Below are 24,232 nucleotides of genomic sequence, written 5' to 3'. Positions count from 1 at the left end.
TACTTTTGTTTGTTTATTAACAATAAAAAACAATTTATAATTATGATAATTTAAATGAATTATATATAATTGATACGTAAGTTACCATTTAATCGTTTAAAGAATGAAAAAAATCCTGGATAATCACTGTAACAAAGAAAATGGATTATTATTATTTAACCCACCTACTGGCTCTGGAAAAACTCATACAGTTTTAACTTGGATTTTTGAAAATTACAAAAGCTATTGCAAAGAAAATAGAAAGATATTTTTCGTAACAAATCTTAAAAAGAATCTTCCTTTTGATGAATTGAGAGATGACTTTTTTAAACCTAAAAATAAGCTTCAGGAGTTTGAAAAAGATATTACTTTTTTAGACTCAAACTCTGACTGTTTAGTTAAGCGTTTTCAAGATGTAGAAAACTCTATAAACGACTATTTTAAAAACCATAAAGTTTTTTACTCTATAAAAAGTAATGTTGCTGAAATTAAAAACAACGAAAAAAATAATTCATTAAAAGTATATGTTTCTAAACTTAAAGATGAAATTAGAACCGATTTTGAACCAAAGTTTAGAAGAATAATTGAAAAGTATCTAAAAGATAATTTCACTAATAAACAAGAACGAATTAAAGCAATTCAAACCAATGATGAGCTAAAATGGATTGGAGAACTTTATCCTGCTGTATTCACATCAAAAAGAAAAGTGTTCTTTCTAAGCATTGATAAATTCTACCATAAAAATAGTACGTTAGTAGAACCTTCATACTCATTCTTGGAAAATGATTTAACAAAAGATGCAATTATTTTCATAGATGAATTTGATGCTACAAAAGACAATATTCTCAAAAATATAATCGAAAAAGGAAAAAAACAACGAATTGATTTCATTCATCTTTTTACAGAAATCAATTGGGCATTATCTAAAAATATTTTTCCTCAGAAGTTTATAACTCATTCAGAAAAAAGACAAAAATTAATTGATAATAATTATGGTTTACCACTTCACGACATACAAGAAGCCTTATTAAAAAAATCAGAAGAAATTGTAACCAAATATCAGCTCGATTATAGCTTTAAAACACAAAATCATGAAAATGAAAATGTAAATCAAAGAAATTTATTGTTTCACGATTTTCAATACCATTCTGTTTACAGAAACAATAAAAGTTATATTCGTCTTAATAAAAATAAATCATCTAAAACAAATGAAATAATTTTTGAAAACACAAAACCTAAAGGCGAAAGTATGGTTCATTTACTGAACCAAATAAAAGGCTTTGTAAATTATTTTAGTGGAGTGTTAAAAAGTATTGCAGAAAATTATCAGCAACTTGAAACACAAGAGAGAGAAAGCAACCCAAAAAGAGCTGAATTTACGTTTGATTTAGCATTAAGTACAGTTATTGAGGAGTTTGGGTTAGATATCAAATACAAAAACTTTTTAATTGATAATATTTTAAGTTCGAGAGAAAAACCAACAAAAAACAAAAACGGAAAAACCGAACTTAATTATGATTTGAGCGTTTACGAAAATGGTTTTAGGTATTATGATTTTGTAGATGACGATTCTCATCAATCTAAAACGAAAACATTCATTTATAGTTTTCAAAATACCCCTGAAAAATTTTTATTAAAACTTGCTGAGAAATCTAAGGTTATTGGGATTTCAGCAACTGCTTTAGTTAAGACAGTTACGGGTAATTATGACATAACTTATCTTAAAAGACAATTAGGTTCAAAATTTATAGAATTAAATAGTGAAGAAAATAAAATTCTAACGGATTTATTTAACGAGCAAAATAAATACTATTATAAAGCAAAAATTCATACTGAATGGTTAGGCTATCTAAAACCAAATGATGTTGAGTTTGAAAAATATCAAAATGATTTTTACAATTTACTTAATAGTAAAGAGCTAGCAAATGAAATTTTAGGAAAAATTAAAGCTAAAAATCACAAAATTAACGGTTACTTACTTAATCGATATTATAAGATTTCCTATGCATTTAAGCAGTTTCTACTTCAAGATGACATTAAAGGCTTTCTCTGCTTATTAAACAAAGAACCTAAATGGAACGATAAAACTCTTGACTTAGCTATTTTGAAAGAGATATTTGAAATGCTAGTTGAAGAAAACAATCTTGTTGACGAATTCAAAATTAATGATAAATTCAAGATTAAAAATGCTTACACAGTTATAAACAGTAATGACTTTGATAACAAAAAACAAGACTTAATAAAACGACTTGAAAAAGGAAAAAAAGTATTTATAATCTCTATGTATCAAACAATGGGAGCTGGTCAAAATTTACAGTTTATAGCACAAAATCCTAAAGATCTGATAAATGTTAGAAGTAAAAAACTAATTAATTGGAATACTAAAGGAAAGACTGATATTAACGCTATTTATTTAGACAAACCAACACATATTATACAGCAAGTTAATAAAGATTTAAATGAAGAAGGCTTTATTAAATACCTTTTTCAATTAGAATTTTTAACACAAGCTGGTATAATTTCCATAAATCAATTAAACACAGAAGTTACTAGAGCATTTAAACATTTATTAGCTTCTTTTAATACCAAAGAAGATTTAGGCAAACCAAAAGTTAATCTTTATCAAGACGACAATATAAAACAACACTACGCTAAATATATAATCCAAGCCATTGGAAGAATATGTAGAACTAATTTAAAGGCACTAAGTATCTACATCTATGCAGATAAAGAGTTAGATAGGTTAATTTGCGATTTTGATACAGAAAATAATTTAGTATTGAATGAATTTAAAGCTTTGGTTAATTCAAGTAAACAACAAATCAAAATCCAACAGCAAACAGATTCAAAATTTAAAAATCTTGCCACTGCAACTAATAAAAAAGTTCATTCTATAATTCAAAAATTTATATCAAATGAAGAATGGGGTTGGAACGAAAAACGAGTAAAAGAATGGGAAAAGCTAAGAGAAATGTGTTTACGTTTTCCAACTATATCGGAAGAAGAAATAAATACCTTGAATTTGAATCGAATTTTGGATTTATATATTGAATTACCAAAAGCATCAAATAAATACCATTTCGAACTTAAAGAATCTGAATACTTCAACGATTTTAAAAATATTATTGTTGATTTCAAATCTAATAGCGGAAGTGAAATTTCTTTTGAAACTGCAAGGCTAAATGAACTTTTAGAAATAGACGGAGTAAATGACCTTTTTGACAAAAAGAAATGGGCAAAATCGTTCAAAACCAATAAGTATATTATTACACCTGTTATGTTCAATAATATTTACAAAGGAACTTTAGGAGAGCAAATAGGTGAATTCATTTTCAAAAATCATTTCGGTATTCAACTTGAAGAATTATCAATTGAGAAATACGAGATTTTTGATTATAAAATAAAAGACTCTAACATTTATGTAGATTTCAAACACTGGAAAGAAACAACAGAAATCGGTTTTGAAAATCAAGAGTCTAAAATCAGAAAGAAGTTAGAAAAAGTGCAAGGCGATAAAGTGTTTATAGTTAATATTCTCTCTGCCAATGAATGGCAAACAGTAAAATCTACTGACGGAAAAATTATTGAAGTTCCGTTTTTATGGAATACACAAACAAAGGAATTAAACCACTCAATTTTAAAAGAGATAAACATTTATGCAAACTTGTAAAACAAACCAGTTAGATATACAGTTGAACTTCCAGCAATTGTTGTTGGACTATACAGTTGTTAAGTTTTCTGCTTCTGAGGATTATATAAAATATGGTGCATTAGTGCTTGATGAGATTGGGTTTAAATTAAAAACAAAAAGTATCATTTTTGAAAGAGGCAAATCATTTTACGCACTATTTGACAAAAAGTATATTACAAACTTAGATATATCTAAACAACTTGAAAAAATTGAAGATGGTGATAAGTTTTCATTTAAGTTTTTAAATGCAAAAGAACTTGAACAATTAGATACACATACACTAGCCCAGTTAATAATTAACTCAATTGCTACACCAAATCATAAAAGACTAACATTTAACAACCTGACAGGTAAGCTTTATTTATTCAGTCCAAGCCATTTAAAAATTAGTAAGTCAAAAGAAAAAGAACAAATTTTTAAAATTGTAGGGTTAGATTTTTATATTGATCCAAATTGTTGTTTACAACTAAATGTAAAAACATTTTCAAGTGTTTTATTAAGTAAGCAAATGGAGTTTTCGAAAAAGAAACTCAAAGAATACCCAAAATATACATTTGTTCATTCCACCAACACACTTAGACGGGTTTTATCTACCGAGAAAGTTAAAGCAGATAATCTATTCATCCTAAAACAAACTTCAAAAAAAGGAACTTTAGAGAAAAGTAATATTCCATTTTTAGATTTTAGCAACTTAAACGAATTTAAAGACAGTAAAATAGGAATATTATCAGATGTTTTAGACAACATAAACGAGAAACTCTCAAAGTATTTAAGTTTTAAATTTAAAGAAGTTAAAGCAAACAATGTTGTTCGCCATTTAAATACTTTTGATTATAGTAAATTAAATGAAAGTATTTTTCTAATTGATGGAATCAAAGATGAAAGCTCAAACGAACATCTTGATTTCATCAAACAAGAAATTGAGAGCCTTGTTCCAAATTCAAAAACAAAAATTGCTAAAAAAGAAAACAATACGAGTTATAGTGTTAAGCTAATTCACAATAAACGTTTTTATCAAAAATATGAACAGAATGACCCTTATAAACCTTCCAATAATATCCAACATATAACTTTTGAAGATTTCAAACTGAACTCAAAAGCAAGTCTCAAAGCAATTATTAAAGAATTAGCAATTAAAAATGATATTAGCAACAATAAAATTTCAATAATTGATTGGTCTAAGTTTAATTACACTAACAAATGGATTTTTGGAATAAAACATAATGAAGAATTCTACTACTTAACAGTTAAACCGGATGGTAAATTTTATTTTGAAAAATTCGAATCAGATTTATTTAATCAAAATGAATATGATGAGTTGTGTGATGCTTTTGGTAATGATAACTATACCGAATTTATTGTTAAGGATGATATTGGGAATATTAATATAATAAAGCGAACTAATAACTTCACAATTCCAGAGTTTGAATTAATAAACGATATATTGACGAAAGAAACTGCCAAAATTAATATCACTAAAGATTTAGTATTAAAATTAATAGGTGAAGTATTTGAAACAGAAAAAGCGCAAGGGTTAAAAAGCAAAATAAATCAAATTGAAATTTGGAATAAAAAAAATCTACTACACTGCTTCAAAAACAGAAATGACAAAAAAACCTTTGTCGAAAAAGTTAAACAAGAAACAGGAGAAGTATTAAAATCATATTTAAGAGATAAATCCAGATATGAATTATTAGACAGTCAGTTAGATATTCACTCATTCCGACAAAATAAAAGTCACTTTTATTTTGTTGGTATAAAAGGAAAAGGAATTCAACAAACTATTTCGAGAGCATCGGTGATTAGAAAAATTGATACTTTTAAAAATTCACAATACCTTTTTGATAAATTACTTCCTCTTATGAATGTTGATTTTGTTAAAAATGGAGATTTGACAGTTTTACCGTTTCCAATAAAATATCTTAGAGAATGGATTAAAATGATTTAAATCAATACTCCTTCTTTCCATCAATAACCCCACGAACGCCTCCACGCGGATTTTCAACATCGTTATTATATCTGGGAATAATGTGGATGTGGCAATGAAAAATAGTTTGTCCAGCGGCTTCGTTGATGTTGATGCCGATGTTAAAACCATCAGGACTGAACTGTTTTTGCAAGTCGGCTTTAATTAAGTTGACTAAAAACCAACAGGCCGATTGTTCTTTAAAATTTAAATCGAAGTAATTAGCAACTTGTCGCTTGGGAATCACTAAAGTGTGCCCTTTTGTAACTGGAAACTTATCCCGAAAAGCAAAGCAACTCGCTAATTCGCCCACTTGCTCTTTGGGTTCTAGTTTTTCAAAAAACGGACTGACTTCTGGTTGATTTTGGTTTAGAAAACAATAGTGTTGGTATTCGTAAATTTCTACATTTTCATTAATGAAAACTGTTTTAAACGGAAGAATGACATTGGTTTGAAACGTTTTTACTTTATGTACAAAATGAGTTCTAAAACCAGGGTTATTGATGTCTCGACGTACACTAAAATAGGCTTTCCCTCCAAATTTTAGTAAGTTAGAAACTTCATATAAAACTTTTGCTTGGTCTTGGTTTTGTAAAACATTCAATACGTAATGGCATAAAATCGTATCAAATTTTTGATTTGGATAATCAGGCTGGTAATACGGATCATAACCTTCAATTTCAAAACCTTTTGCTTTTAACTCTTCAACATCTTTTCCGTGCCCACAGCCAAAGTCTAATGTTTTGCCATCAATTAAATTTTCATTAAGCAAAATACGTGTAGGGAAAGATATTTTTTCTCTTTCTTTAGCGGTGAAATGTGAGTTAGTCTTTTGGTTGGCCATGATTTTATTCTAGAAACTCGAAGCCATTATTGCTTGCAGCCGAAATTTGTGGCTCTAGAGTATCCATTAATTTTTGGTATTTAAAATCTTCAGGTGTTTGATAAGATTTAAATATAGTAATATATTCATCTCGAAATCTTTTTTTCAATCTCTTATCAATTAAATTTAAGGCATCTTTTTGAATATTGTAAAAGCTATTAAAATGCTTTTCAAGAATAGGAAGTTTATTATTTTTAGAACTATTAAACCCTGATAAAACAGGAACTAAGTTCCAAATCAAGTCGTGTGACACCCATGAGTATGGCACAAAATGATCTAACTCATAATTTGATTCATCGAGTTGCTCACCAGTAAAAATACACCTAACATCTCTTTTTTCATTAAGATATATATTCCAAAAATTATTTCTTTGGTACGTCAGTGAATTTCGTTTTGCTGGTTTAATTAATTTATTTACAACATCTGGTATTAATGGGTTTTTACTTTGTACAAATAGTGCTAGATTCCATAGTGTATACTCTTTTAATATTTTTGCATTTGATAAAATATAGGTTAACCAATTTTCATTAACAGTAATTGTATTTTTTTCAAGCCTATACATAGCATAATCATTACTCGCTAAGGATTGTCTATAAATTTCAGTTTTTTTATGCCCTTTAAACCATGGACTCAAAAACCAATGTGGTACGTTTTTATCCAGATGAAATAAATATTTAATGACTTCCTTATCAAGTGATTCAGTCAGGAAATTATATATTTTTGATTTGTCTTCATTCTCTACAAGATTAGTGGTTGTAACAAGATATTCTATGATTTCAGCAATTTTATCTTGAGTGCCAAACGATATCTTAAAATAGTTAATAGGATACCAGGCATTTGCTATCATTCTCGAAAAAATTCTTTTTTTCTCAATTTCACGTCTTCCTTGTTCAACTTCTTCAATAATTCCTAAAAACCAATAAAATTTATAGGTGGCAGAAGTATTATTAAAAATGCTGGCTAAAGCATTATTATTAATATGAGGTGAAAAGGGAAGTTGGCTCATGAATTGGTTTGTAAGTTTAATTTAAAACTAACGAATATAATTTTAACCATCAAATTTTTTTAGAACTTCTCGTTCAGTTGGGCAATATTTAGGCCTATCAGTAAGTCCTGAGGTGGTTATCCTTAACTGATGTTGCCTTTAATTTTACGGTTAGTAAAACCATAAAGCTTTAAGGCACAACCTTTACCTTGCTCACAGGAATGTTAACGCCCATGATTTGTCGTTGCTCAGGCAAAAGAAAACCACCACTGGTCATTTGCCAGTTAAGCCATTGGGCTTCTAAACCATCAAAGGGAATAATACTCACCCACATCTTCATTGCAATAGGTAGGTTTTGATCATTTAATTGCCAAAGGTAGCTGTCGCCAGGTGTGCTTCCTCCAGAAGTATAAGTCACTAAAAGTTGTTGTTGGCCAGCCTCTTTAACCAACTCCCGCTTAGTGCCAGGATCAAAAACTTTATATGGCGCAACCAACCAAAAACTGTCGTTATTAAAATTTTTTACAGCGTAAGCAATCGCTTTGTCTTTCGCTTTACCCGTTAATACAACTTCTTGGTGATATGCGCTACTTTGCTCAGGTGTTTTGGTTTGTAGTAAAACCTGATAATCTTCCCAAGATACCAACACCTGATGTTTTTGTAAATACCATTTGTAATGATTGGTATCGCGAAACACCCAATGAATTTCTTTGGCTTCAGAAAAAGCCTCATGATGCATGGCATCTAACATTTGCTGTGCCAAGTCGTCGGCAGCTGGACCGCTTTCTCCAGAAGGTACAGGCGAATTATAAACTAATTTTAACACCACAAAGCCAATAAGCAATAAGCCCAAGATAGCGGCTAAGACCTTTAATAAACGACTAAAAAAAGTGTGAAGCATATTGATGTAGTTTAGTTATTGTTGAGCTTCGGTTGAAGGCTTTGAAGTAATTTTATAAGCTAAACGCACCAAGCTGTAAGCTATAAAACCCACAGGACCAAACATAAAGCATAGCAATAAACATGGTACCATGAAAGCATGCGAAATACCGTGTTTTTGCGATTGTTGTAATAGCCAATTACCTACTAATAAATCAAAAACTAAATAATGAATCCAGCCAGCTAACACCGCTTGATCAGTCGCAAATAAAGCCTTAATCCCTGCTAAAGTAGAAAAGGCTTCAGGATTAAATTGCCCTAAACCTGATACCACATAAACCGCATAAACCAAAGCCATGAGCAAAGCAATCGTATAAACCACCAATTGTCGCCATTTCTTTTTCGGAAAAAACACTAAACTTAACCAAGCGGGCAAAACTAAGGCATTAACCAACTGAAAAACAAAAGCTGCTGTCATGATTATTTTTTTGGTTGAAGTTACAATAAAAACAAGTAAAACCCAATGGCTCTATTTAAAGCCTATGGAAACTATGAGGCAAAATCTACAAGGTGAATTAAATACGACTAAAAGAACAGCAAACGAACTAAAATTTCACTTTAATTTAGACATCAGTTGAAGCAGCTCACTAAAGAGATACTAGGGAGATACTTAGGGGATACTTGGGGGATACTTGGGGGATACTTAGGGTTAACTAAGGGTTTAGCCTTAACCGAAATACCGATTAAAACAACACCAAGCAAAGCTTATTACCGTCCTAAATATCTGAAAGTATGTTAAAAATAAAACAGCTTAACAGCACAACAAATAACTAAAAAATCAGCCTGCGTTATTAAAGTCAAAAAAAGCCAAGTTTAAATCTACATTTTTTAGTATATTTCAATTAAATTAAGAGTGATTGTATGAAATTAACAAAACTAAAATGGGCTGGCGCACTTCTGTTTATGATGTTAGTAATTATTGCCACTAATTTTGTAGACCGCCATAATTTTGAAAAGCTACAAGAAAGCATCAACAGCATCTATCAAGATCGTTTAGTAGTCAACGATATTATTTTTGAAATTAACTTGTTACTTCAAGAAAAAGAACTCGCGATTTTAGAACAAAACGATGCTTTTTATAACCAAAGAAATAAAGAAATTAATACAGAAATAAATCAGCTACTTGAAAAATTTAAGACCACAAAGCTCGTTCCTGTTGAAGCAACTACACTTAATGATTTAGAGCAGAATTTAGAACAACTTTACCGCTTAGAAAACAAGTTAGGTCAAGCACCTAAATCTTACAAAGATTTACAAATAAAAATTAATACACTCGAAACTAACTTACACAGTTTATCTAAAATTCAGTTAGAAGAAGGCCGCCGACAATTATTTATCGGTAAAAAAGCCATCGCTTCAGTTGATTTATATACTAAGATGGAAGTTTATATTTTAATATTTTTAGCCTTATTACTTTTGGTGACCTTATTCTATAGACCTAAAAAAACCAAGACAACCAACTAATACTGCTTTATATAAAACACCCAAATTATACACTAAATAATCCCACTGCTAATTCTACCCAAACTAGAAGTAGCATAACAAATAACAAAAATATTAAGCCATACTTCAACCACTTGCGCTTTGCAAATTGTATAATAAAAAATACACCATAACTAAAGCTTAATAGTAAAGCGCCCATAACTATAAAATCTAAAATAGACCAATTGACTTCTGGTGTTAGTTGCATGGCCACAAAGGGAATAAGCAGAAGACTTAGAGCCAATAAAGGAAAGAAAGAATTTATGTTTGGTGTTGTTTTCATATCACATTAAATATAAGTAAATATTTTTAACCTTACTACGCCTAGTTAATCTGCTATATCGTTAAAAAATCAAACTTGACTCATCAAACATAAGTCAAACCTTAAAAGTTAATTAGCTTTTGAGTTAAACCCTTTATAAAACCCTACACTAAAATCAAACAGCCATTTAATCCCTAAAAAACTTAACCACAACAAGTTGATGGTTATATGCCAAATAAGCTGTATTAAACCCAATGCCAGCTGAAAAAACATAAATATAAGCTGTAAAGTAGCGGCATTTTTACCTCTAACTTGAACGCCACCCATTTTAAAACTAGAATAGTTTGGTTTAAGTAGATTGTAGGAACCTCTTTTGTTTTTTATCGAGGTACTAACGCCTGATTTAGACACATTAAAATTAAATGGCCCACTTTTATATCTCCCAATAAATTGAAAGTTACCATTTTGTAAACCTATCCTAGCACCTTTAAATAAACGTTTATGAAATCTTAGGCCATGATTGGTATTTATGGTAGCCCCATAACCGTCTTTAGAAATCGTTTTAGTGGCAGATACACCACTAGTTCTAGAAACACGTATATTTTCACCACGGTATTCTATTCGTTTTCTTGGTTGTTGATCTTTAAATGGCATTACAAATGCGTCTTCAATTATAAAATTTAAATATAAATAAATGCTATTTATATAAAACAAAAAAGCCCGATACTTTCGTATCAGGCTTTGTTTGCTCCTCCTCAAAGACTCGAACTTTGGACCCTCTGATTAACAGTCAGATGCTCTAACCAACTGAGCTAAGGAGGAATTTATATGTTAAGAACGTTTTTTCTGTTTTGCGAGTGCAAATATAAACCCTTTTTTAGTTTTGCAAAACATTTTTTTAAAATTTTTTATTCAAAAAAGTAGCGATAAACATCATTACCATTAGCATATAAAACTAAGGCAATTAAAACAAAAAACCCTACCATTTGGGCATACTCCATTACCTTTTCATTAGGTTTTCGACCTGAAACCATTTCGTATAGTAAAAACATTACATGGCCACCATCTAAAGCTGGTATGGGTAAAATATTCATAAAAGCTAAGATAATAGAAATAAAAGCGGTTGTTTCCCAAAACGAAACCCAATCCCAAGTATCTGGAAATAAACCACCGATTGCACCAAAACCACCAACTTGTGAAGCGCCTTTTTCAGTAAAAATATATTTGAACTGTGCGGCATAATTTGTGAGTTGACGTACTCCAAATGAAAAGCCACCAACTAAACTTTCAGTAAAGCTATAATCACGATGACCACGCTCTAAACTAGCATCTACATAAATCCCGATCACAGCTTCTTCAGGAACTCTAATTTTAACGCTATCAATAGCATTGTTGCGCTGGTATTTAATTAGTACATCTTCATCGACACTGTTTTTAACAACAGTTGTTAACTCGTGCCAAAATTGTACAGGTTCACCATTAACACCAATAACCTGATCACCAGGCTGCAAACCAGCTAATCCGGCTGGACTTTCTGGTACAATGCTATCTAATTTAGCCTCAAAAACTGGTGTAAATGGTATTTGGTAACCTGCTTTAAAAAGTTCTACACCTATATCTTCTGGCACTTCTAAAACTTCAATAGAGCCATTGGTATGTTGTACTTCAACCTTTTCGAAATCTCTAAGCATAAAGACTTCGTTGATATTCATCGGGTTTTCTAAAGCTTTACCATCTACACTTAAAAAGTTATCACCGTCTTGAAAACCATACGCTTTTAAAGGTTCAGCAACGGTAAATCCATTCGATAAACTTTCTGGCTTGACATAATCTCTTCCAAAAACTAGAAGAATCATCATGTAAATCACAAAACCCAGAATAATATTAACGGTTACACCACCTAACATAATAATGAGTCGTTGCCAAGCTGGCTTACTTCTAAACTCCCAAGGTTGCGGTGGTTTTGCCATTTGCTCTTTATCCATACTTTCATCTATCATTCCTGAAATTTTCACGTAACCTCCAAGCGGCAACCAGCCGATGCCATAAACAGTTTCGCCTATTTTTTTCTTAAAGAGTGAAAATTTTAAATCAAAAAACAAGTAGAACTTCTCCACACGTGTTTTAAATAACTTGGCAGGAATAAAATGCCCTAATTCGTGTAAAACGATTAAGAGTGATAAACTTAAAAGAAGTTGAATAGCTTTTATATAAAATGGATCCATGATTATTTTAAAATTTAAATTGCAAAAGTAAGGTTTTAGCGCACTAATTAAAATGCCGAATTAATTATTTATTAAATGTTTATCATTCCCGTATGGGGTTGAGCTAAAGAAAGGTATCCTAGCAAGAGCTATTAAACTGATTTTACAAAGATTGATTAACAAATAATTGTAACTTTTATCACGCCAAAGCAGCTAATGAAGCCTTATTTTTGTATAAAATTAATTCATGCTTAAGTTTTTTGCTAAATACAAGTTTTTTGCAGTTGTCATGCTGCTAATGTCGGCCGTTATCGTTACGATTATTTACAATTTATACAAGCCCACACCTAAATTACCTGTTTACCAACCAGATATGGTTACAGCCGATTTAGTAGACACAAGCGTACAGCACATTCGTAAATTTCATAAAGTTGGTGATTTTGCACTTGTTAACCAACTAGGCGATAGTATTTCGCAAGCTAAATTTAAAGATAAAATATACGTGGCCGATTTCTTTTTTACAACCTGCCAAAGCATTTGTATCGACATGGCTAAAAGTATGCAAACCTTACAAAAAGAATATCTTAACGACCCCGAAATCATGTTGCTTTCACATTCAGTTACACCAGAAATTGATGATGTCAAGCAACTGCAAAAATATGCTAAAGAAAAAGGAGTTAATCCTGAAAAATGGCAGTTAGTTACAGGCGATAAAAAACAAATTTATCAGCTTGCGCGCAAGCAGTATTTAGCTTCAAAAACCGAAGGTGACGGCGGCCCATATGATTTAGTACATACCGAAAATTTTGTGTTAGTTGATAAAGAAAAGCGTATTCGCGGTTTTTACGATGGAACAAATCCTGAAGAAATTGAAGACCTTATCGAAGATATTTCAATTTTAAAGCTTGAATATCAACCTGAAGACTAATAGGTTTTAATAACTGTTGAAGTTACTCAGATAAACCTCATGAGCTTCTTTCAGATGTTAATAATTCAAAAAAACTGAATCTTAATCATCCTTAAAACTTAAATGTTTAGTAATTTTGTTTAAAATAAATCTAAATAAACAATGCCAACCATAGCCGATTTAAAGAAAGGGCAAAAAGCCAAAATTACCCAAATGTCGTCTAAAGCTATACCGCTTAAACTTTTTGAAATGGGTTGTCTTCCAGGAAATGAGGTTCAGTTGGTACAAAATACACCGTTTAAAGACCCGCTTTATTTAAATGTAAACGACACCTACTTAGCCATACGTCAAGAAACGGCACAACAAATTGAAATTGAAATTTTGTTATAGTTATGGGTAAACAAATCAATGTTGCCTTAGTTGGCAATCCTAATACTGGTAAAACATCTGTTTTTAATCAACTAACAGGACTCAATCAAAAAGTTGGTAATTATCCAGGTATAACAGTCGAAAAAAAAGAAGGTACTGCAAAATTATCACGGGTTTTAAAAGCACATATTTTAGATTTACCTGGTACTTACAGCTTAAATGCAACTTCTCTTGACGAAAGTGTTGTCATTGAATTATTACTCAACAAAAACGATAAAGATTTTCCTGATGTAATTGTTGTGGTTAGTGATATTGAAAACTTAAAACGTAACTTATTACTATTCACTCAAATTAAAGATTTAGGTATTCCCTGTATTCTAGCGATAAACATGGCCGACCGCATGGAGCGTAAAGGCATTAGTTTAGATGTTAAAGCGCTTGAAGCAAAATTACAAACTAAAATTGCATTATTAAGCGCTCGAAAAAACACAGGTTTTGATCGTTTAAGACAACTCATTGAAAACTATAAATCATTACCAACTCAACCATGTGTAAATGCTTCAGAAATAGATCCAGATTATTTTCAAGCGCTTCAAAAAACCTACCCTAAACAAGATTTATACAAGTTGTGGCTCGTCATTACCCAAGATGTTAACTTTGGTAACCTTAATCGAAATCGCATTCAAGGTGATGGCCTAGAACCTAAAAGCAATGCAGAGCTTAAGCGCTTACAACATAAAGAAACGATTGCTCGTTATAAATTCATTAATGAAACTTTACGAGAAACATTAACCAAAGATATTACCCAAGCTAAGGGTTTACGTGCTAGTTTAGACCGGTTATTGATTCATAAATTTTGGGGATATGTAATTTTTGGTGCTATATTATTTCTAATTTTTCAAGCGATATACGATTGGTCGTCTTACCCTATGGACCTTATTGATGCTTTATTTGCCTCATTAAGCGAACTAACAAAACAAAACCTTCCTACTGGTGCCTTTACAAATTTAATTGCTGAAGGTATTATTCCTGGCATAGGTGGCATTGTGATTTTTATACCACAAATTGCGTTTCTATTTCTCTTTATTAGTATTTTAGAAGAAACGGGCTACATGAGTCGGGTTGTTTTCCTAATGGATCGTATCATGCGCCGATTCGGCCTGAGCGGTAAAAGTGTTGTGCCTCTTATTTCTGGCACAGCTTGTGCCATTCCTGCTGTTATGGCTGCCAGAAATATTGAAAGCTGGAAAGAACGACTCATTACCATTTTAGTTGTACCATTTACAACCTGTTCAGCTCGATTGCCCGTCTATTTAATCATCATTGCTTTAGTGATTCCTGATGAGCGTTTATTTGGGCTTTTTAATTATCAAGGCATCACTTTAATGCTTTTGTATCTGTTAGGATTTATAACGGCCATTGGTTCAGCTTGGGTGGCCAATAAGTTTTTGAAAATGAATTCTAAAACTTATTTTGTGGTTGAAATGCCCGATTATAAATTGCCCATGTTTAAAAATGTAGCGTTTACCGTTATTGAAAAAACAAAATCATTTGTCTTTGGCGCAGGTAAAATTATTTTGGCTATTTCAATTGTATTATGGGTCTTAGCAAGTTACGGTCCAGGAGACGATTTTAATCAAGCAGAAGAAATTGTTACAACTCAAGTTCAACAAAGTGGTGAGCAGCTCACCAGCCAAGAGCTCGATACAAAAATTGCATCTTATAAATTGAAGCATTCCTACATTGGTATTATGGGAAGAGCTATTGAGCCTGCTGTAACACCATTAGGCTATGATTGGAAAATCGGTATTGCAATTATTAGTTCATTTGCTGCAAGAGAAGTTTTTGTAGGTACGCTTGCTACCATTTATAGTGTTGGCAGCGAAGAAGAAGAAACTATTAAAAACCGAATGGCACAGGAAGTTAATCCTATTTTGGGTGGCCCTTTATTTACCTTTGCAAGTGGTGTTAGCCTACTTTTATTCTATGCCTTTGCCATGCAGTGCATGAGTACTTTAGCTATTGTTAGACGCGAAACTGGTACTTGGAAATGGGCCATGATCCAACTATTTGGCATGACAGTTTTAGCTTATGTTGTCGCTTTAATTGCTTTTCAAACCCTTAACTAAAATTATTATGATACAAACAATTTTAGTCATCATCGCATTTGTAGCAGCACTTGCTTATTTAATTAGAAAGTTTTTTTGGTCAACAAAAAAAACATCTAAAGCTTGTGGTATGAGTAATTGTGGCTGCGAATAATTAAATAGCAATCGTTTAAAACAGTAGTAATGCTAATTTATATATTTCGTTAGTGTTATTGTAGTTTTGGTTTTTGGCGAAAGTTTTTCTTTTCAGATTGCTTCTGTTTAGCTTTTAGCCTTTTTAATTTAGCTAATTTAGAGGGTTTGGTTTTTTTTCGCTTTTTTGGAATCTTTAAAGCCTTGTCAACTAGCTGCTCTAGTTTAACAATAGCATCAGCTTTATTTTTATGTTGAGATCTGGTTTTAGCACTACTTACTTTTATAAGTTTGGCATTGTTAATATGTGAACTTAAGACTTTAGAAAGTCGCTTTTTTTGGTCTTGGTTAACTGCTTGAGAATTTAAAAAATCCCAACTTATAATAACTTTAGTTTCTGTTTTATTCACATGTTGACCACCTGGTCCGCCACTTAAAGCAGTTTGAATTTCAATTTCGCTTAACAGCTGTTTTTTATTAAACATCTACACATTCTTGATGTTGAGGTTTTAATAAATCGGCTATACTTTTTACTGGATTAAAACTTTGCTGTGGTACTTCTACAAATAAGGTATGCCAATGCGCCATCCCACCATTCCATAAGCCTGGTAACTCTAAGCCTTTAATCGGATGACCATCTACCGATTTATTAGCTATAAAACCTTGATCTTCATCAACAAATTTTTGAAGATTGAAAATATCACCTTGCGCATTTTTAATAGAACAAACAATATCGACAGGATTAAAATGTGTAGAAGCTTCAAAGTGTTTAATTTGTTTTTTACAATTAAAGTCTATTTGAGATTTTTCAACAATTTGAAGTTTTTCATCTCCATTTTTAAACTGAACCCAAAACGGACCACCACCAGGATCTCCTTCATTTTTAACCATACCACAAACACGAATAGGTTTATCAAGTTCTGAAATAAGCTGATCAGGATCTTCAGTTGAAATGTCAAGGTTAAAGCTGTCATTTAAAAACTGCTTCACTTCCCTGATAAGTTCCTGGCTTGGATGTTGATTTAAAGCTTTGCAAAAATGATTAATTTTAGTTTTGTAAGAAATACAAATGCCTGCAAGTGCCTTTTTATAATCATTGTTTGTTTGCTGAGTTTTTTGCTCAGGATTATAACAAACATTATCGATATTTTTAATAAAAATCAAATCTGTTGTTAACTGGTTAAGATTTTCAAGCAAAGCGCCATGTCCGGCTGGTCTAAACAAAAGTTTACCATTTTTATCACGGTAAAGACTGTGGTCTAAGTTTATAGCAATAGTATCGGTAGAATTAGATTGATAACTAAAGTCAACTTCAAATTTAACCTTAGTTTCAGCCTCTAATCTATCGATAATTTCATTTAAAACGCTGTTAAACTTAGGTTGGTGTGCTTCAGAAATCGTAAAATGCAGCTTAGCCTTTTGCTGATGCTTAGCATAAGCCGCTGCTTCGTACAAATGCTCCTCAAAGGCTGTTAAACACTTATTTTTATAGGTATGAAATGGAATTAATGCCTTTGGAGTTTGAGATAAATGAAGACCTTTTTTATCTAGAGCATAAGCTATAAATTCAATTTTATGTTGGTCCTCATTTAAATCTGCTTCTGTGAAATTGAAATAATGACAAATGCTTTTAGCAAATGGAAGCTGTGAAAGATTTTCAAAAAATGGCTGCCAATGCTCAAGATCTTGAAGTATAAGATTTTCTATTAAACTCTTTTCATGATTATAGGCTTTTATTAAATTATGTAAATCTTTAAACATACGTGTTGCGGCACCACTAGCAGGTACAAATTTACAACGGCTTAAAGTTGAATTATTATAAACATCAATAAAATGCTTAAGTTGGTTTTCTTCTAGAGTAAGAATTCCATCGCCTATAGTTGCTGGTCTTACAATATTTAAGGTACCAAAGCCTTCTTTAAATTTTTTTAAATCATTTTCAACTTTTTCTGGACTTAAGTGGTGATTTTTAATTTGTTTGAGGTCTTCTGTTAGGAATTTTGTCATCATTATTTGGTTAGAATAATTTATCAATGTAGGTTATCGCTTGTTGCAAACGCTGATTTTCATTTCCTGAAAGCATTATAAAATTTAAGTTTCTAGCTTTCAATTCATCTGAAAACAATTTTAGCATTTTATGGCGTTCAGTTGGCTTATCTCTTAAGTCATCTTTAACCCAAGGTGTATCGATGTTGGTTAAGAAATAAAGCTGATAGTCAAGCTGGTTCAGGATGGTTTCAAATCTATTATTTTCATAATTGGTATAATAAGCATTTGCATAAACATAGGTTTGCAAAGGGTTAGTATCGCAAAATAAGAATTTTTTTGCGTTTAAAGCCTTCTTTTTTTCTAATTTCAATTGGCCTTCTACAATTGGCATAATATCTTTCGGTTCACAAATTAGACCAGAATCATCATATTTTTTCTGTAAATAATCACGTGCAAACTCTTCTACCCAATTGGTTTGGTAATGGTTTGCAAGCGATTGGGCAAGTGTGGTTTTGCCAGTTGATTCGGGCCCAAAAAGTACTATTTTAATAAGTTGGTTTTGGGTGTGTTCAGTTGTTTTTGCCATGCTTTATAACCGTAAATTGCGATAATTGTAAATAATATATATTGCAGAGCCGTTAAGGCTAAGCCTTTGTAAAAATAAAGCGGTATTGAAATCAAGTCACCTATAATCCAATACAGCCAATTTTCAAGTCGTTTTTTGGCCATCAGCCACATCCCAACAAAAAACAAAGCGGTTGTAAATGTGTCTACATAAGCCGTCCAGGAATCCCATTTGTCAAACGAGCTATAGACGATTATAATAAAGCAGATAGTACCCATAAAAAGCAGCACGCTGTTAAAATGTTCTTCTTTAGTGGCTTTTTTAATAGGTATGTAGTGGTTTTTATCTTGTTTTCTTGTCCATATGTACCAGCCATAAATACTCATAATGAAATAATAAGCATTAATCATCATATCACCTAACAGGCCATATACAAACAAAATATAAACAAAAATCGATGTACTAATTAAACCCGTAGGAAATACTAAGATGTTATCTTTTTTTGAATACCATACACTCAAAAAACCAAAAACGACACCAATTACTTCTAAAACAATTAAGTGGTTTGGTGTACCAAAATAGGGTTCAAACAACCAATTAAAAATGCGGCTCATAATCGGTAACGATTACTTTTAACAATTTTCATGTATAATAAGCCACGATCTACAGCTTCCATAGCAATTTTTATTTCTTTGTTAAGCACTGTCATGACCTCATCATAATCACCATAAACTTGCGTACTCAACGGATTTTCTAAAACCTTTAAACCTGAGTTTCGTAAATTTTGAATAAGTTGAATAATCGCTGGCTCATAATTATCTTGAATAGGTGTTAAAGTTAATTCTACTGATATATTCATAAGTAATAGGTTTAAAATTTAAATAAATTGTTGCTCAAATGCTGTTCCGACAACAACTAAGCTTGCTCCTGCTTGATAAGCTTGCTCTATTTGGTGCTGAGTTTTTAAGCCACCACCAACAATAATCGGTAAACGGCAAGCTTTATGTACTGCTGAAATAACTTCGGTTGAAACAGGATAAATAGCGCCACTTCCTGCTTCAAGATAGATCAGTTGTTTACCCATATATTCGGCTGCTAAAGCGGTATCAACAATTAATTCAATATTAGATTGTAATATCGCTGAAGTCTGGCTAACGCGCTCTACAGCTGAAGGCTTACCACCGTCGATTAATACATAAGCTGTGGGTAAAATTTCTAGATTAGACGCACGCAAAAGTGGTACAGACGCCACTTGATGATGCACTAAATAATCAGGGTTATGGCCAGAAAGCAAACTTAAAAATAAAATGGCATCGGCTGCTCGACAAACTTGCTGATAATGCCCTGGAAACAAAATAATGGGTAAATCAGTTTGCTGTTTTAATCTTTTAACGCAGGCTTCAGTTTGTTGTGCAGTAGCTGTGCTCCCACCAACAAATAGATAATCAGTTTTGCTTGGCAAGGCTTTAACAATAGCCGCACTTTGATGTGATTTAAACTTGTCAGGGTCTATTAAAATTGCTAATTGTTGACCAACCAACTGCAGTTGTTTAAGTAATTGTTGGGTCTGCGTCTTCATAGAGCTAAGGCATAAACACAAGTATAAGACTCAAATTCTAAAAAATTTAAGCGGTAAGTTGTGGTTAAATTATTTTGATAAACTTCGGCTGTTGTGGTAAAATTTTGAAAGTCGAAATCACGAACAAAAATATCTTCTAAAAACCGTAAACCTTTTTTACCATATAGCTTGTAAAGTGCTTCTTTTGCACCCCAAACCATAGTTAATTTTCTTATTAAATCGGTTTCTCCAAGCGATTGATATTCTTCTATTGGTGTAAATTTAGGAGCAATCCGCTTAATTTTATCCCGTTGTTTTTCAATATCAATACCGACTTTTCGGTTAGAAACGATCACTGCTGAAAATTGAAAAGAGTGACTAATTGAAATCTCTGTACCATCATTTAAGTGCGGTTTACCTTTAGCATCATAAGTTAAATCGAAATCAGTATACCCAAGTAACTTCAGTAGTTGACGCACACTCATAAAGCCTTTTCGATGAATTTCAGAAGACATATTCTGGTAGCGTTCTGCGCAATATTCACTAAGCTCAATTGATTCTTCTAGGACTTCAATGGGTTCTTCAATCTTCCAAATCAGTGCTTTAGTGTATTGATCTATTGTTATTGTTTTGTAAATCGGCATAAAATTCTGCTCGTATTGCTTAGTTTTGCAATTCAAAAATAGATAAATTATTACTTATGAGTACAGAAACTCCAACTTATACACCTTACAAAGTTAAAGATATTAGCTTAGCCGAATGGGGAAGACGCGAAATAGAGCTTGCAGAAGCCGAAATGCCTGGTCTTATGGCTTTACGTGAAGAATATGGCGATGCGCAACCTTTAAAAGGCGCTCGAATTGCTGGCTGCTTACACATGACCATACAAACAGCGGTTTTAATTGAAACTTTAGTTGCGCTTGGTGCTGAAGTGACTTGGAGTTCTTGTAACATATTCTCTACACAAGACCATGCTGCTGCTGCTATTGCTGCTGCTGGTGTTTCAGTTTATGCATGGAAAGGTATGACAGAAGAAGAGTTTAACTGGTGCATTGAGCAAACTTTATTTTTTGGCGAAGACCGACAACCACTAAATATGATTTTAGATGATGGTGGCGATTTAACCAATATGGTACTTGATGACTATCCTGAACTCGCCGATAACATTAAAGGCCTATCTGAAGAAACCACTACAGGCGTTCATCGCTTATATGAGCGTATGAAAAACGGCACTTTACCAATGCCAGCTATCAATGTTAATGACAGTGTAACCAAATCTAAATTTGATAACAAATATGGCTGCCGTGAAAGCGCTGTTGACGCAATTAGACGTGCCACTGATGTAATGCTTGCTGGAAAACGCGTTGTTGTTTGTGGTTATGGCGATGTAGGTAAAGGTACAGCCGCTTCATTTAAAGGTGCTGGCTCTATAGTTACAATTACTGAAATTGACCCAATTTGTGCTTTACAAGCCGCCATGGATGGTTTTGAAGTTAAACAGCTTGAAACCGTTGTTGGCAATGCTGATATAGTCATTACAACTACTGGAAATCGCGATATTGTGCGTGGAGAACATTTTGAAGCTATGAAAGACAAAACCATTGTTTGCAACATCGGCCACTTTGATAATGAAATTGATGTCGCTTGGCTGAAGCAAAATCACGGTAGTACACATGTTGAAATTAAACCACAAGTTGATAAGTATACTGTTAACGGCAAAGATATTATTTTACTTGCTGAAGGCCGACTAGTTAACTTAGGCTGTGCTACAGGTCACCCAAGTTTTGTAATGAGTAACTCATTTACAAACCAAACGCTAGCGCAATTAGAGCTATGGCAAAACACAGATCGCTATAAAAATGAAGTTTATATGTTACCGAAACATCTTGACGAAAAAGTTGCTAAACTTCACTTAGAACGCATCGGTGCCGAATTAACAGAATTAAAACAAGACCAAGCCGAATATATTGGCGTAACAGTTGAAGGACCATTTAAGCCTGAATATTACAGATATTAAAACCATCAACCTAAAGTTATTAAAACTTAAAAAAAGCCTGTATCTCTTGATGTAGGCTTTTTAATTAACCTTAAAACGGCAATCTTAACTGTTCGTGTTGTCTTGAAGCTGCCGCCGCTTCTTTGGCTGTTAATTCACTTGAATTTTGCTCGCTATTAAGCTTATGCAAACTAATGCCCAACAAACGCACTGAGTTTTTTAAGCGTTCCTGATACAGCAAATCTTTAGATTCTTCTAATATTAGTTCTTTTGAAGCTATAAACAAGCCTAAAGTTTTACTTCGCGTTTGAACCGAAAAGTCGCTATATTTAATTTTTAGTGTAATCGTTTTCCCCGCTAAACCATGCTTTTTTAGTCGCTTTTCTAACTCTTCAGCAATTGCTTCAAGTCGAGAAATCATATAGATTTCAGAAGAAATATTTTCATTAAAAGTGCGCTCAGCACCAACCGATTTTCGTTGGCGTTCGGTTTTAACTTCGCTTAAATGAATCCCTCGAACCACCTGATAATAAAAAGCACCACTTTTTCCAAAATGCTGTTGTAATTCATCTAAAGACTTAGATTTTAAATCAGCACCAGTAAAAATACCAAGTTGATACATTTTATCTTTAGTCACTTTACCAACGCCATAAAACTTTCTTACATCAAGTGTTTCTAAAAACCCTAAAACCTCATCTGGAGCAATTGTTTTTTGACCATTAGGTTTATTGATATCACTCGCAATTTTGGCCAAAAACTTGTTAATCGAAATGCCTGCCGAAGCATTTAAACCTGTTTTTTCTTTTATTTTTTGCCGAATTTCTTTGGCTAATAAGGTTGCACTTGGTGCTTTTTTACGGTTAACAGTCACATCTAAATAGGCTTCATCTAGAGACAATGGCTCGACCAAAGGTGTATATTCAAAAAAAATATCCCGTATGCGTTTAGAGATCTCTTGGTAGCGTTCAAATCGTGGCTTTACAAAAACCAAATCTGGACATAATTTTGCCGCAAGCCTACCACTCATAGCACTTTTAACGCCATATTTTCTAGCTTCGTAACTTGCCGCAGCAACCACGCCGCGCTTTGAACTACCACCAACAGCAATAGGCAAATAGCGCAAATTTGGGTCGTCTAACTGCTCTACCGATGCATAAAACGCATCCATATCAACATGAATAATTTTTCTAATATACGCCTTAAAATCGTCTACTACCATACTACAAATATAAGTTGATTTGTTGTGCCTTAATCCAGCTTTACGTTGCAAATCCGCGTTAAAAAGCCAAGTCCTAAGTGCCTTTTAGCAAGAGCTCCTAAAGTCGCTTTGCAAAAGACTTTAGGCTAAGGCTTTTAAACTGTGGGTTTTTCACTACAATCTGGGGCAGGTTTTAATCGGGGTAAACATGAAACCATAAATTTCACCACTAAAGAGATATTTTGTAAATTTAATTTTCAATTTAAACAGCTATTTCATTGAGTCGAGATCAATTTATAAAACAATGGGAGCAGAAAAAGAAAAAGGGTATTTTAAAATTTATCTATACCGAAGGTCTTGTTTTTGCTGTTATTGTAATTGGTTTACAAGAAATTTATTTTTTTAGCACAAACCAATCTGGCCTATTCAACTGGAGTTTAAAAGGTTTGTTACAAGTTACAGTTGTATGTTTATTAACAGCAATTATATACACCGCTTTATTTTGGCCTCTAAACACTTATCTTTACCAAAAATATAAGCGTCAATGCAAGAAGTAGAACGTAAATTTTTAGTCAACTCGACTCGTTTTATCAAGGAAGCAGAGTCTCACTATTATATTAAACAAGCCTATTTAAACACGCATCCTCAGCGAAGTGTACGCGTAAGAATTTTAGCACAAACTGCATTTTTAACCGTTAAAGGCCAATCGAGTCAAGATGGTACAAGCCGTTTTGAGTGGGAAAAACCAATTAGTATTTTAGATGCCCAACAACTACTACAACTATGTGAAGACTATCCAATAGAAAAAACGCGATATGTAATTCCATTTGGCCTTCATAATTACGAAGTTGATGTGTTCGAGGGAGAAAATAAAGGACTCATTCTTGCAGAAATAGAACTTAGTAAACCTAACGAAACTTTTAAAAAGCCAGATTGGCTTGGTAAAGAAGTGACAGGAGAAATTAAATATTACAATTCAAGTCTAAGTAAAAAGCCTTTTAAAAAATGGTAATACCAGA

The 24,232-nt window shown here is 32.4% G+C and carries 24 protein-coding genes, 1 tRNA gene and 1 pseudogene; 10 read left to right on the top strand and 16 right to left on the bottom strand.

What is annotated here, in order from left to right:
- The first annotated feature begins 103 nt into the window (after positions 1-103).
- Both IMZ30_RS06535 and IMZ30_RS06530 read left to right on the top strand, forming a co-directional pair.
- Positions 104-3,649, top strand: a complete 3,546-nt coding sequence (locus tag IMZ30_RS06535) for a hypothetical protein (protein WP_207037528.1) — start codon at positions 104-106, stop codon at positions 3,647-3,649.
- Complete coding sequence (locus IMZ30_RS06530) at positions 3,636-5,618, top strand: hypothetical protein (protein WP_207037527.1); 1,983 nt, start codon at positions 3,636-3,638, stop codon at positions 5,616-5,618. Before IMZ30_RS06535 ends, IMZ30_RS06530 begins: the two co-directional genes overlap by 14 nt.
- A gap of 1 nt (position 5,619) precedes the next feature.
- On the opposite strand, the gene IMZ30_RS06525 is transcribed toward IMZ30_RS06530, so the two are convergent.
- The 4 genes from IMZ30_RS06525 to IMZ30_RS06510 form a co-directional block, all read right to left on the bottom strand.
- A complete protein-coding gene (locus IMZ30_RS06525) occupies positions 5,620-6,480 on the bottom strand; it encodes an HIT family protein (protein WP_207037526.1) in 861 nt (286 codons plus the stop codon).
- A gap of 4 nt (positions 6,481-6,484) precedes the next feature.
- Entirely contained in the window at positions 6,485-7,525 is a 1,041-nt protein-coding gene (locus IMZ30_RS06520) for an HNH endonuclease domain-containing protein (protein WP_207037525.1), read from the bottom strand.
- A 169-nt stretch (positions 7,526-7,694) separates the two neighbouring features.
- Positions 7,695-8,405, bottom strand: coding sequence for a hypothetical protein (locus IMZ30_RS06515; RefSeq protein ID WP_207037524.1), 711 nt, complete (start codon positions 8,403-8,405; stop codon positions 7,695-7,697).
- Positions 8,406-8,420: 15 nt separating this feature from the next.
- On the bottom strand, positions 8,421-8,861 hold the full coding sequence (locus IMZ30_RS06510) for an ABA4-like family protein (RefSeq protein ID WP_207037523.1): 441 nt from the start codon (positions 8,859-8,861) through the stop codon (positions 8,421-8,423).
- Positions 8,862-9,304: 443 nt separating this feature from the next.
- Between IMZ30_RS06510 and IMZ30_RS06505 the strand changes: the two genes are divergently transcribed.
- Complete coding sequence (locus tag IMZ30_RS06505) at positions 9,305-9,907, top strand: MCP four helix bundle domain-containing protein (protein ID WP_207037522.1); 603 nt, start codon at positions 9,305-9,307, stop codon at positions 9,905-9,907.
- A 25-nt stretch (positions 9,908-9,932) separates the two neighbouring features.
- Here the strand turns inward: IMZ30_RS06505 and IMZ30_RS06500 are convergent, their stop codons facing one another.
- From IMZ30_RS06500 to rseP, 4 genes are all read right to left on the bottom strand, one after another.
- Entirely contained in the window at positions 9,933-10,208 is a 276-nt protein-coding gene (locus IMZ30_RS06500) for a hypothetical protein (RefSeq protein ID WP_242529639.1), read from the bottom strand.
- Positions 10,209-10,316: 108 nt separating this feature from the next.
- The gene (locus IMZ30_RS06495; protein ID WP_207037521.1) at positions 10,317-10,841 is read right to left on the bottom strand and encodes a hypothetical protein; all 525 of its coding nucleotides are present in this window, start codon (positions 10,839-10,841) and stop codon (positions 10,317-10,319) included.
- 94 nt (positions 10,842-10,935) lie between these two features.
- A tRNA-Asn gene (locus tag IMZ30_RS06490) sits at positions 10,936-11,009 on the bottom strand.
- A gap of 86 nt (positions 11,010-11,095) precedes the next feature.
- Entirely contained in the window at positions 11,096-12,412 is a 1,317-nt protein-coding gene (gene rseP / locus IMZ30_RS06485) for an RIP metalloprotease RseP (RefSeq protein ID WP_207037520.1), read from the bottom strand.
- Between the two features lie 226 nt (positions 12,413-12,638).
- On the opposite strand from rseP, the gene IMZ30_RS06480 reads away from it, so the two are divergent.
- The 4 genes from IMZ30_RS06480 to IMZ30_RS06465 all read left to right on the top strand — a co-directional run bounded on the left by IMZ30_RS06480 (position 12,639) and on the right by IMZ30_RS06465 (position 15,929).
- The gene (locus IMZ30_RS06480; RefSeq protein WP_207037519.1) at positions 12,639-13,319 is read left to right on the top strand and encodes an SCO family protein; all 681 of its coding nucleotides are present in this window, start codon (positions 12,639-12,641) and stop codon (positions 13,317-13,319) included.
- Positions 13,320-13,460: 141 nt separating this feature from the next.
- A complete protein-coding gene (locus IMZ30_RS06475) occupies positions 13,461-13,688 on the top strand; it encodes a ferrous iron transport protein A (RefSeq protein ID WP_207037518.1) in 228 nt (75 codons plus the stop codon).
- Between the two features lie 2 nt (positions 13,689-13,690).
- Positions 13,691-15,796: a ferrous iron transport protein B gene (feoB, locus tag IMZ30_RS06470; protein WP_207037517.1), complete on the top strand. Its 2,106-nt coding sequence runs from the start codon at positions 13,691-13,693 to the stop codon at positions 15,794-15,796.
- A gap of 7 nt (positions 15,797-15,803) precedes the next feature.
- Positions 15,804-15,929, top strand: a complete 126-nt coding sequence (locus tag IMZ30_RS06465) for a FeoB-associated Cys-rich membrane protein (protein WP_207037516.1) — start codon at positions 15,804-15,806, stop codon at positions 15,927-15,929.
- 55 nt (positions 15,930-15,984) lie between these two features.
- On the opposite strand, the gene arfB is transcribed toward IMZ30_RS06465, so the two are convergent.
- The 7 genes and pseudogenes from arfB to IMZ30_RS06430 all read right to left on the bottom strand — a co-directional run bounded on the left by arfB (position 15,985) and on the right by IMZ30_RS06430 (position 20,663).
- Positions 15,985-16,392, bottom strand: coding sequence for an alternative ribosome rescue aminoacyl-tRNA hydrolase ArfB (arfB, locus tag IMZ30_RS06460; RefSeq protein WP_207037515.1), 408 nt, complete (start codon positions 16,390-16,392; stop codon positions 15,985-15,987).
- Positions 16,385-17,914 (bottom strand): DUF4301 family protein, encoded by a 1,530-nt coding sequence (locus tag IMZ30_RS06455; RefSeq protein ID WP_207037514.1) that lies wholly within the window; start codon positions 17,912-17,914, stop codon positions 16,385-16,387. Before IMZ30_RS06455 ends, arfB begins: the two co-directional genes overlap by 8 nt.
- A gap of 10 nt (positions 17,915-17,924) precedes the next feature.
- Complete coding sequence (locus tag IMZ30_RS06450) at positions 17,925-18,482, bottom strand: AAA family ATPase (protein WP_207037513.1); 558 nt, start codon at positions 18,480-18,482, stop codon at positions 17,925-17,927.
- Positions 18,437-19,075: a nicotinamide riboside transporter PnuC gene (gene pnuC, locus IMZ30_RS06445; protein ID WP_207037512.1), complete on the bottom strand. Its 639-nt coding sequence runs from the start codon at positions 19,073-19,075 to the stop codon at positions 18,437-18,439. The genes IMZ30_RS06450 and pnuC overlap by 46 nt, the downstream gene beginning before the upstream one ends.
- A pseudogene (locus IMZ30_RS06440) lies at positions 19,059-19,320 on the bottom strand (thiamine-binding protein). The gene pnuC and the pseudogene IMZ30_RS06440 overlap by 17 nt, the downstream one beginning before the upstream one ends.
- A gap of 18 nt (positions 19,321-19,338) precedes the next feature.
- Positions 19,339-20,040 (bottom strand): geranylgeranylglyceryl/heptaprenylglyceryl phosphate synthase, encoded by a 702-nt coding sequence (locus IMZ30_RS06435; RefSeq protein WP_207037510.1) that lies wholly within the window; start codon positions 20,038-20,040, stop codon positions 19,339-19,341.
- Positions 20,037-20,663, bottom strand: coding sequence for a 4'-phosphopantetheinyl transferase family protein (locus tag IMZ30_RS06430; RefSeq protein WP_207039690.1), 627 nt, complete (start codon positions 20,661-20,663; stop codon positions 20,037-20,039). Before IMZ30_RS06430 ends, IMZ30_RS06435 begins: the two co-directional genes overlap by 4 nt.
- A gap of 56 nt (positions 20,664-20,719) precedes the next feature.
- On the opposite strand from IMZ30_RS06430, the gene ahcY reads away from it, so the two are divergent.
- Positions 20,720-22,036 (top strand): adenosylhomocysteinase, encoded by a 1,317-nt coding sequence (gene ahcY, locus IMZ30_RS06425; RefSeq protein ID WP_207037509.1) that lies wholly within the window; start codon positions 20,720-20,722, stop codon positions 22,034-22,036.
- Between the two features lie 70 nt (positions 22,037-22,106).
- On the opposite strand, the gene dinB is transcribed toward ahcY, so the two are convergent.
- The gene (gene dinB, locus IMZ30_RS06420; protein ID WP_207037508.1) at positions 22,107-23,234 is read right to left on the bottom strand and encodes a DNA polymerase IV; all 1,128 of its coding nucleotides are present in this window, start codon (positions 23,232-23,234) and stop codon (positions 22,107-22,109) included.
- 257 nt (positions 23,235-23,491) lie between these two features.
- On the opposite strand from dinB, the gene IMZ30_RS06415 reads away from it, so the two are divergent.
- Together IMZ30_RS06415 and IMZ30_RS06410 are read left to right on the top strand one after the other, a co-directional pair.
- Positions 23,492-23,770: a hypothetical protein gene (locus IMZ30_RS06415; protein WP_207037507.1), complete on the top strand. Its 279-nt coding sequence runs from the start codon at positions 23,492-23,494 to the stop codon at positions 23,768-23,770.
- Entirely contained in the window at positions 23,758-24,225 is a 468-nt protein-coding gene (locus IMZ30_RS06410) for a CYTH domain-containing protein (RefSeq protein ID WP_207037506.1), read from the top strand. The genes IMZ30_RS06415 and IMZ30_RS06410 overlap by 13 nt, the downstream gene beginning before the upstream one ends.
- The last annotated feature ends 7 nt before the right edge of the window (positions 24,226-24,232 follow it).

The sequence above is a fragment of the Psychroflexus sp. ALD_RP9 genome (assembly GCF_017311165.1).
Lineage (GTDB): Bacteria > Bacteroidota > Bacteroidia > Flavobacteriales > Flavobacteriaceae > Psychroflexus.
The sequence above is the reverse complement of the archived record's forward strand: the minus strand, read 5'-3'. Positions and strand labels throughout refer to the sequence as shown.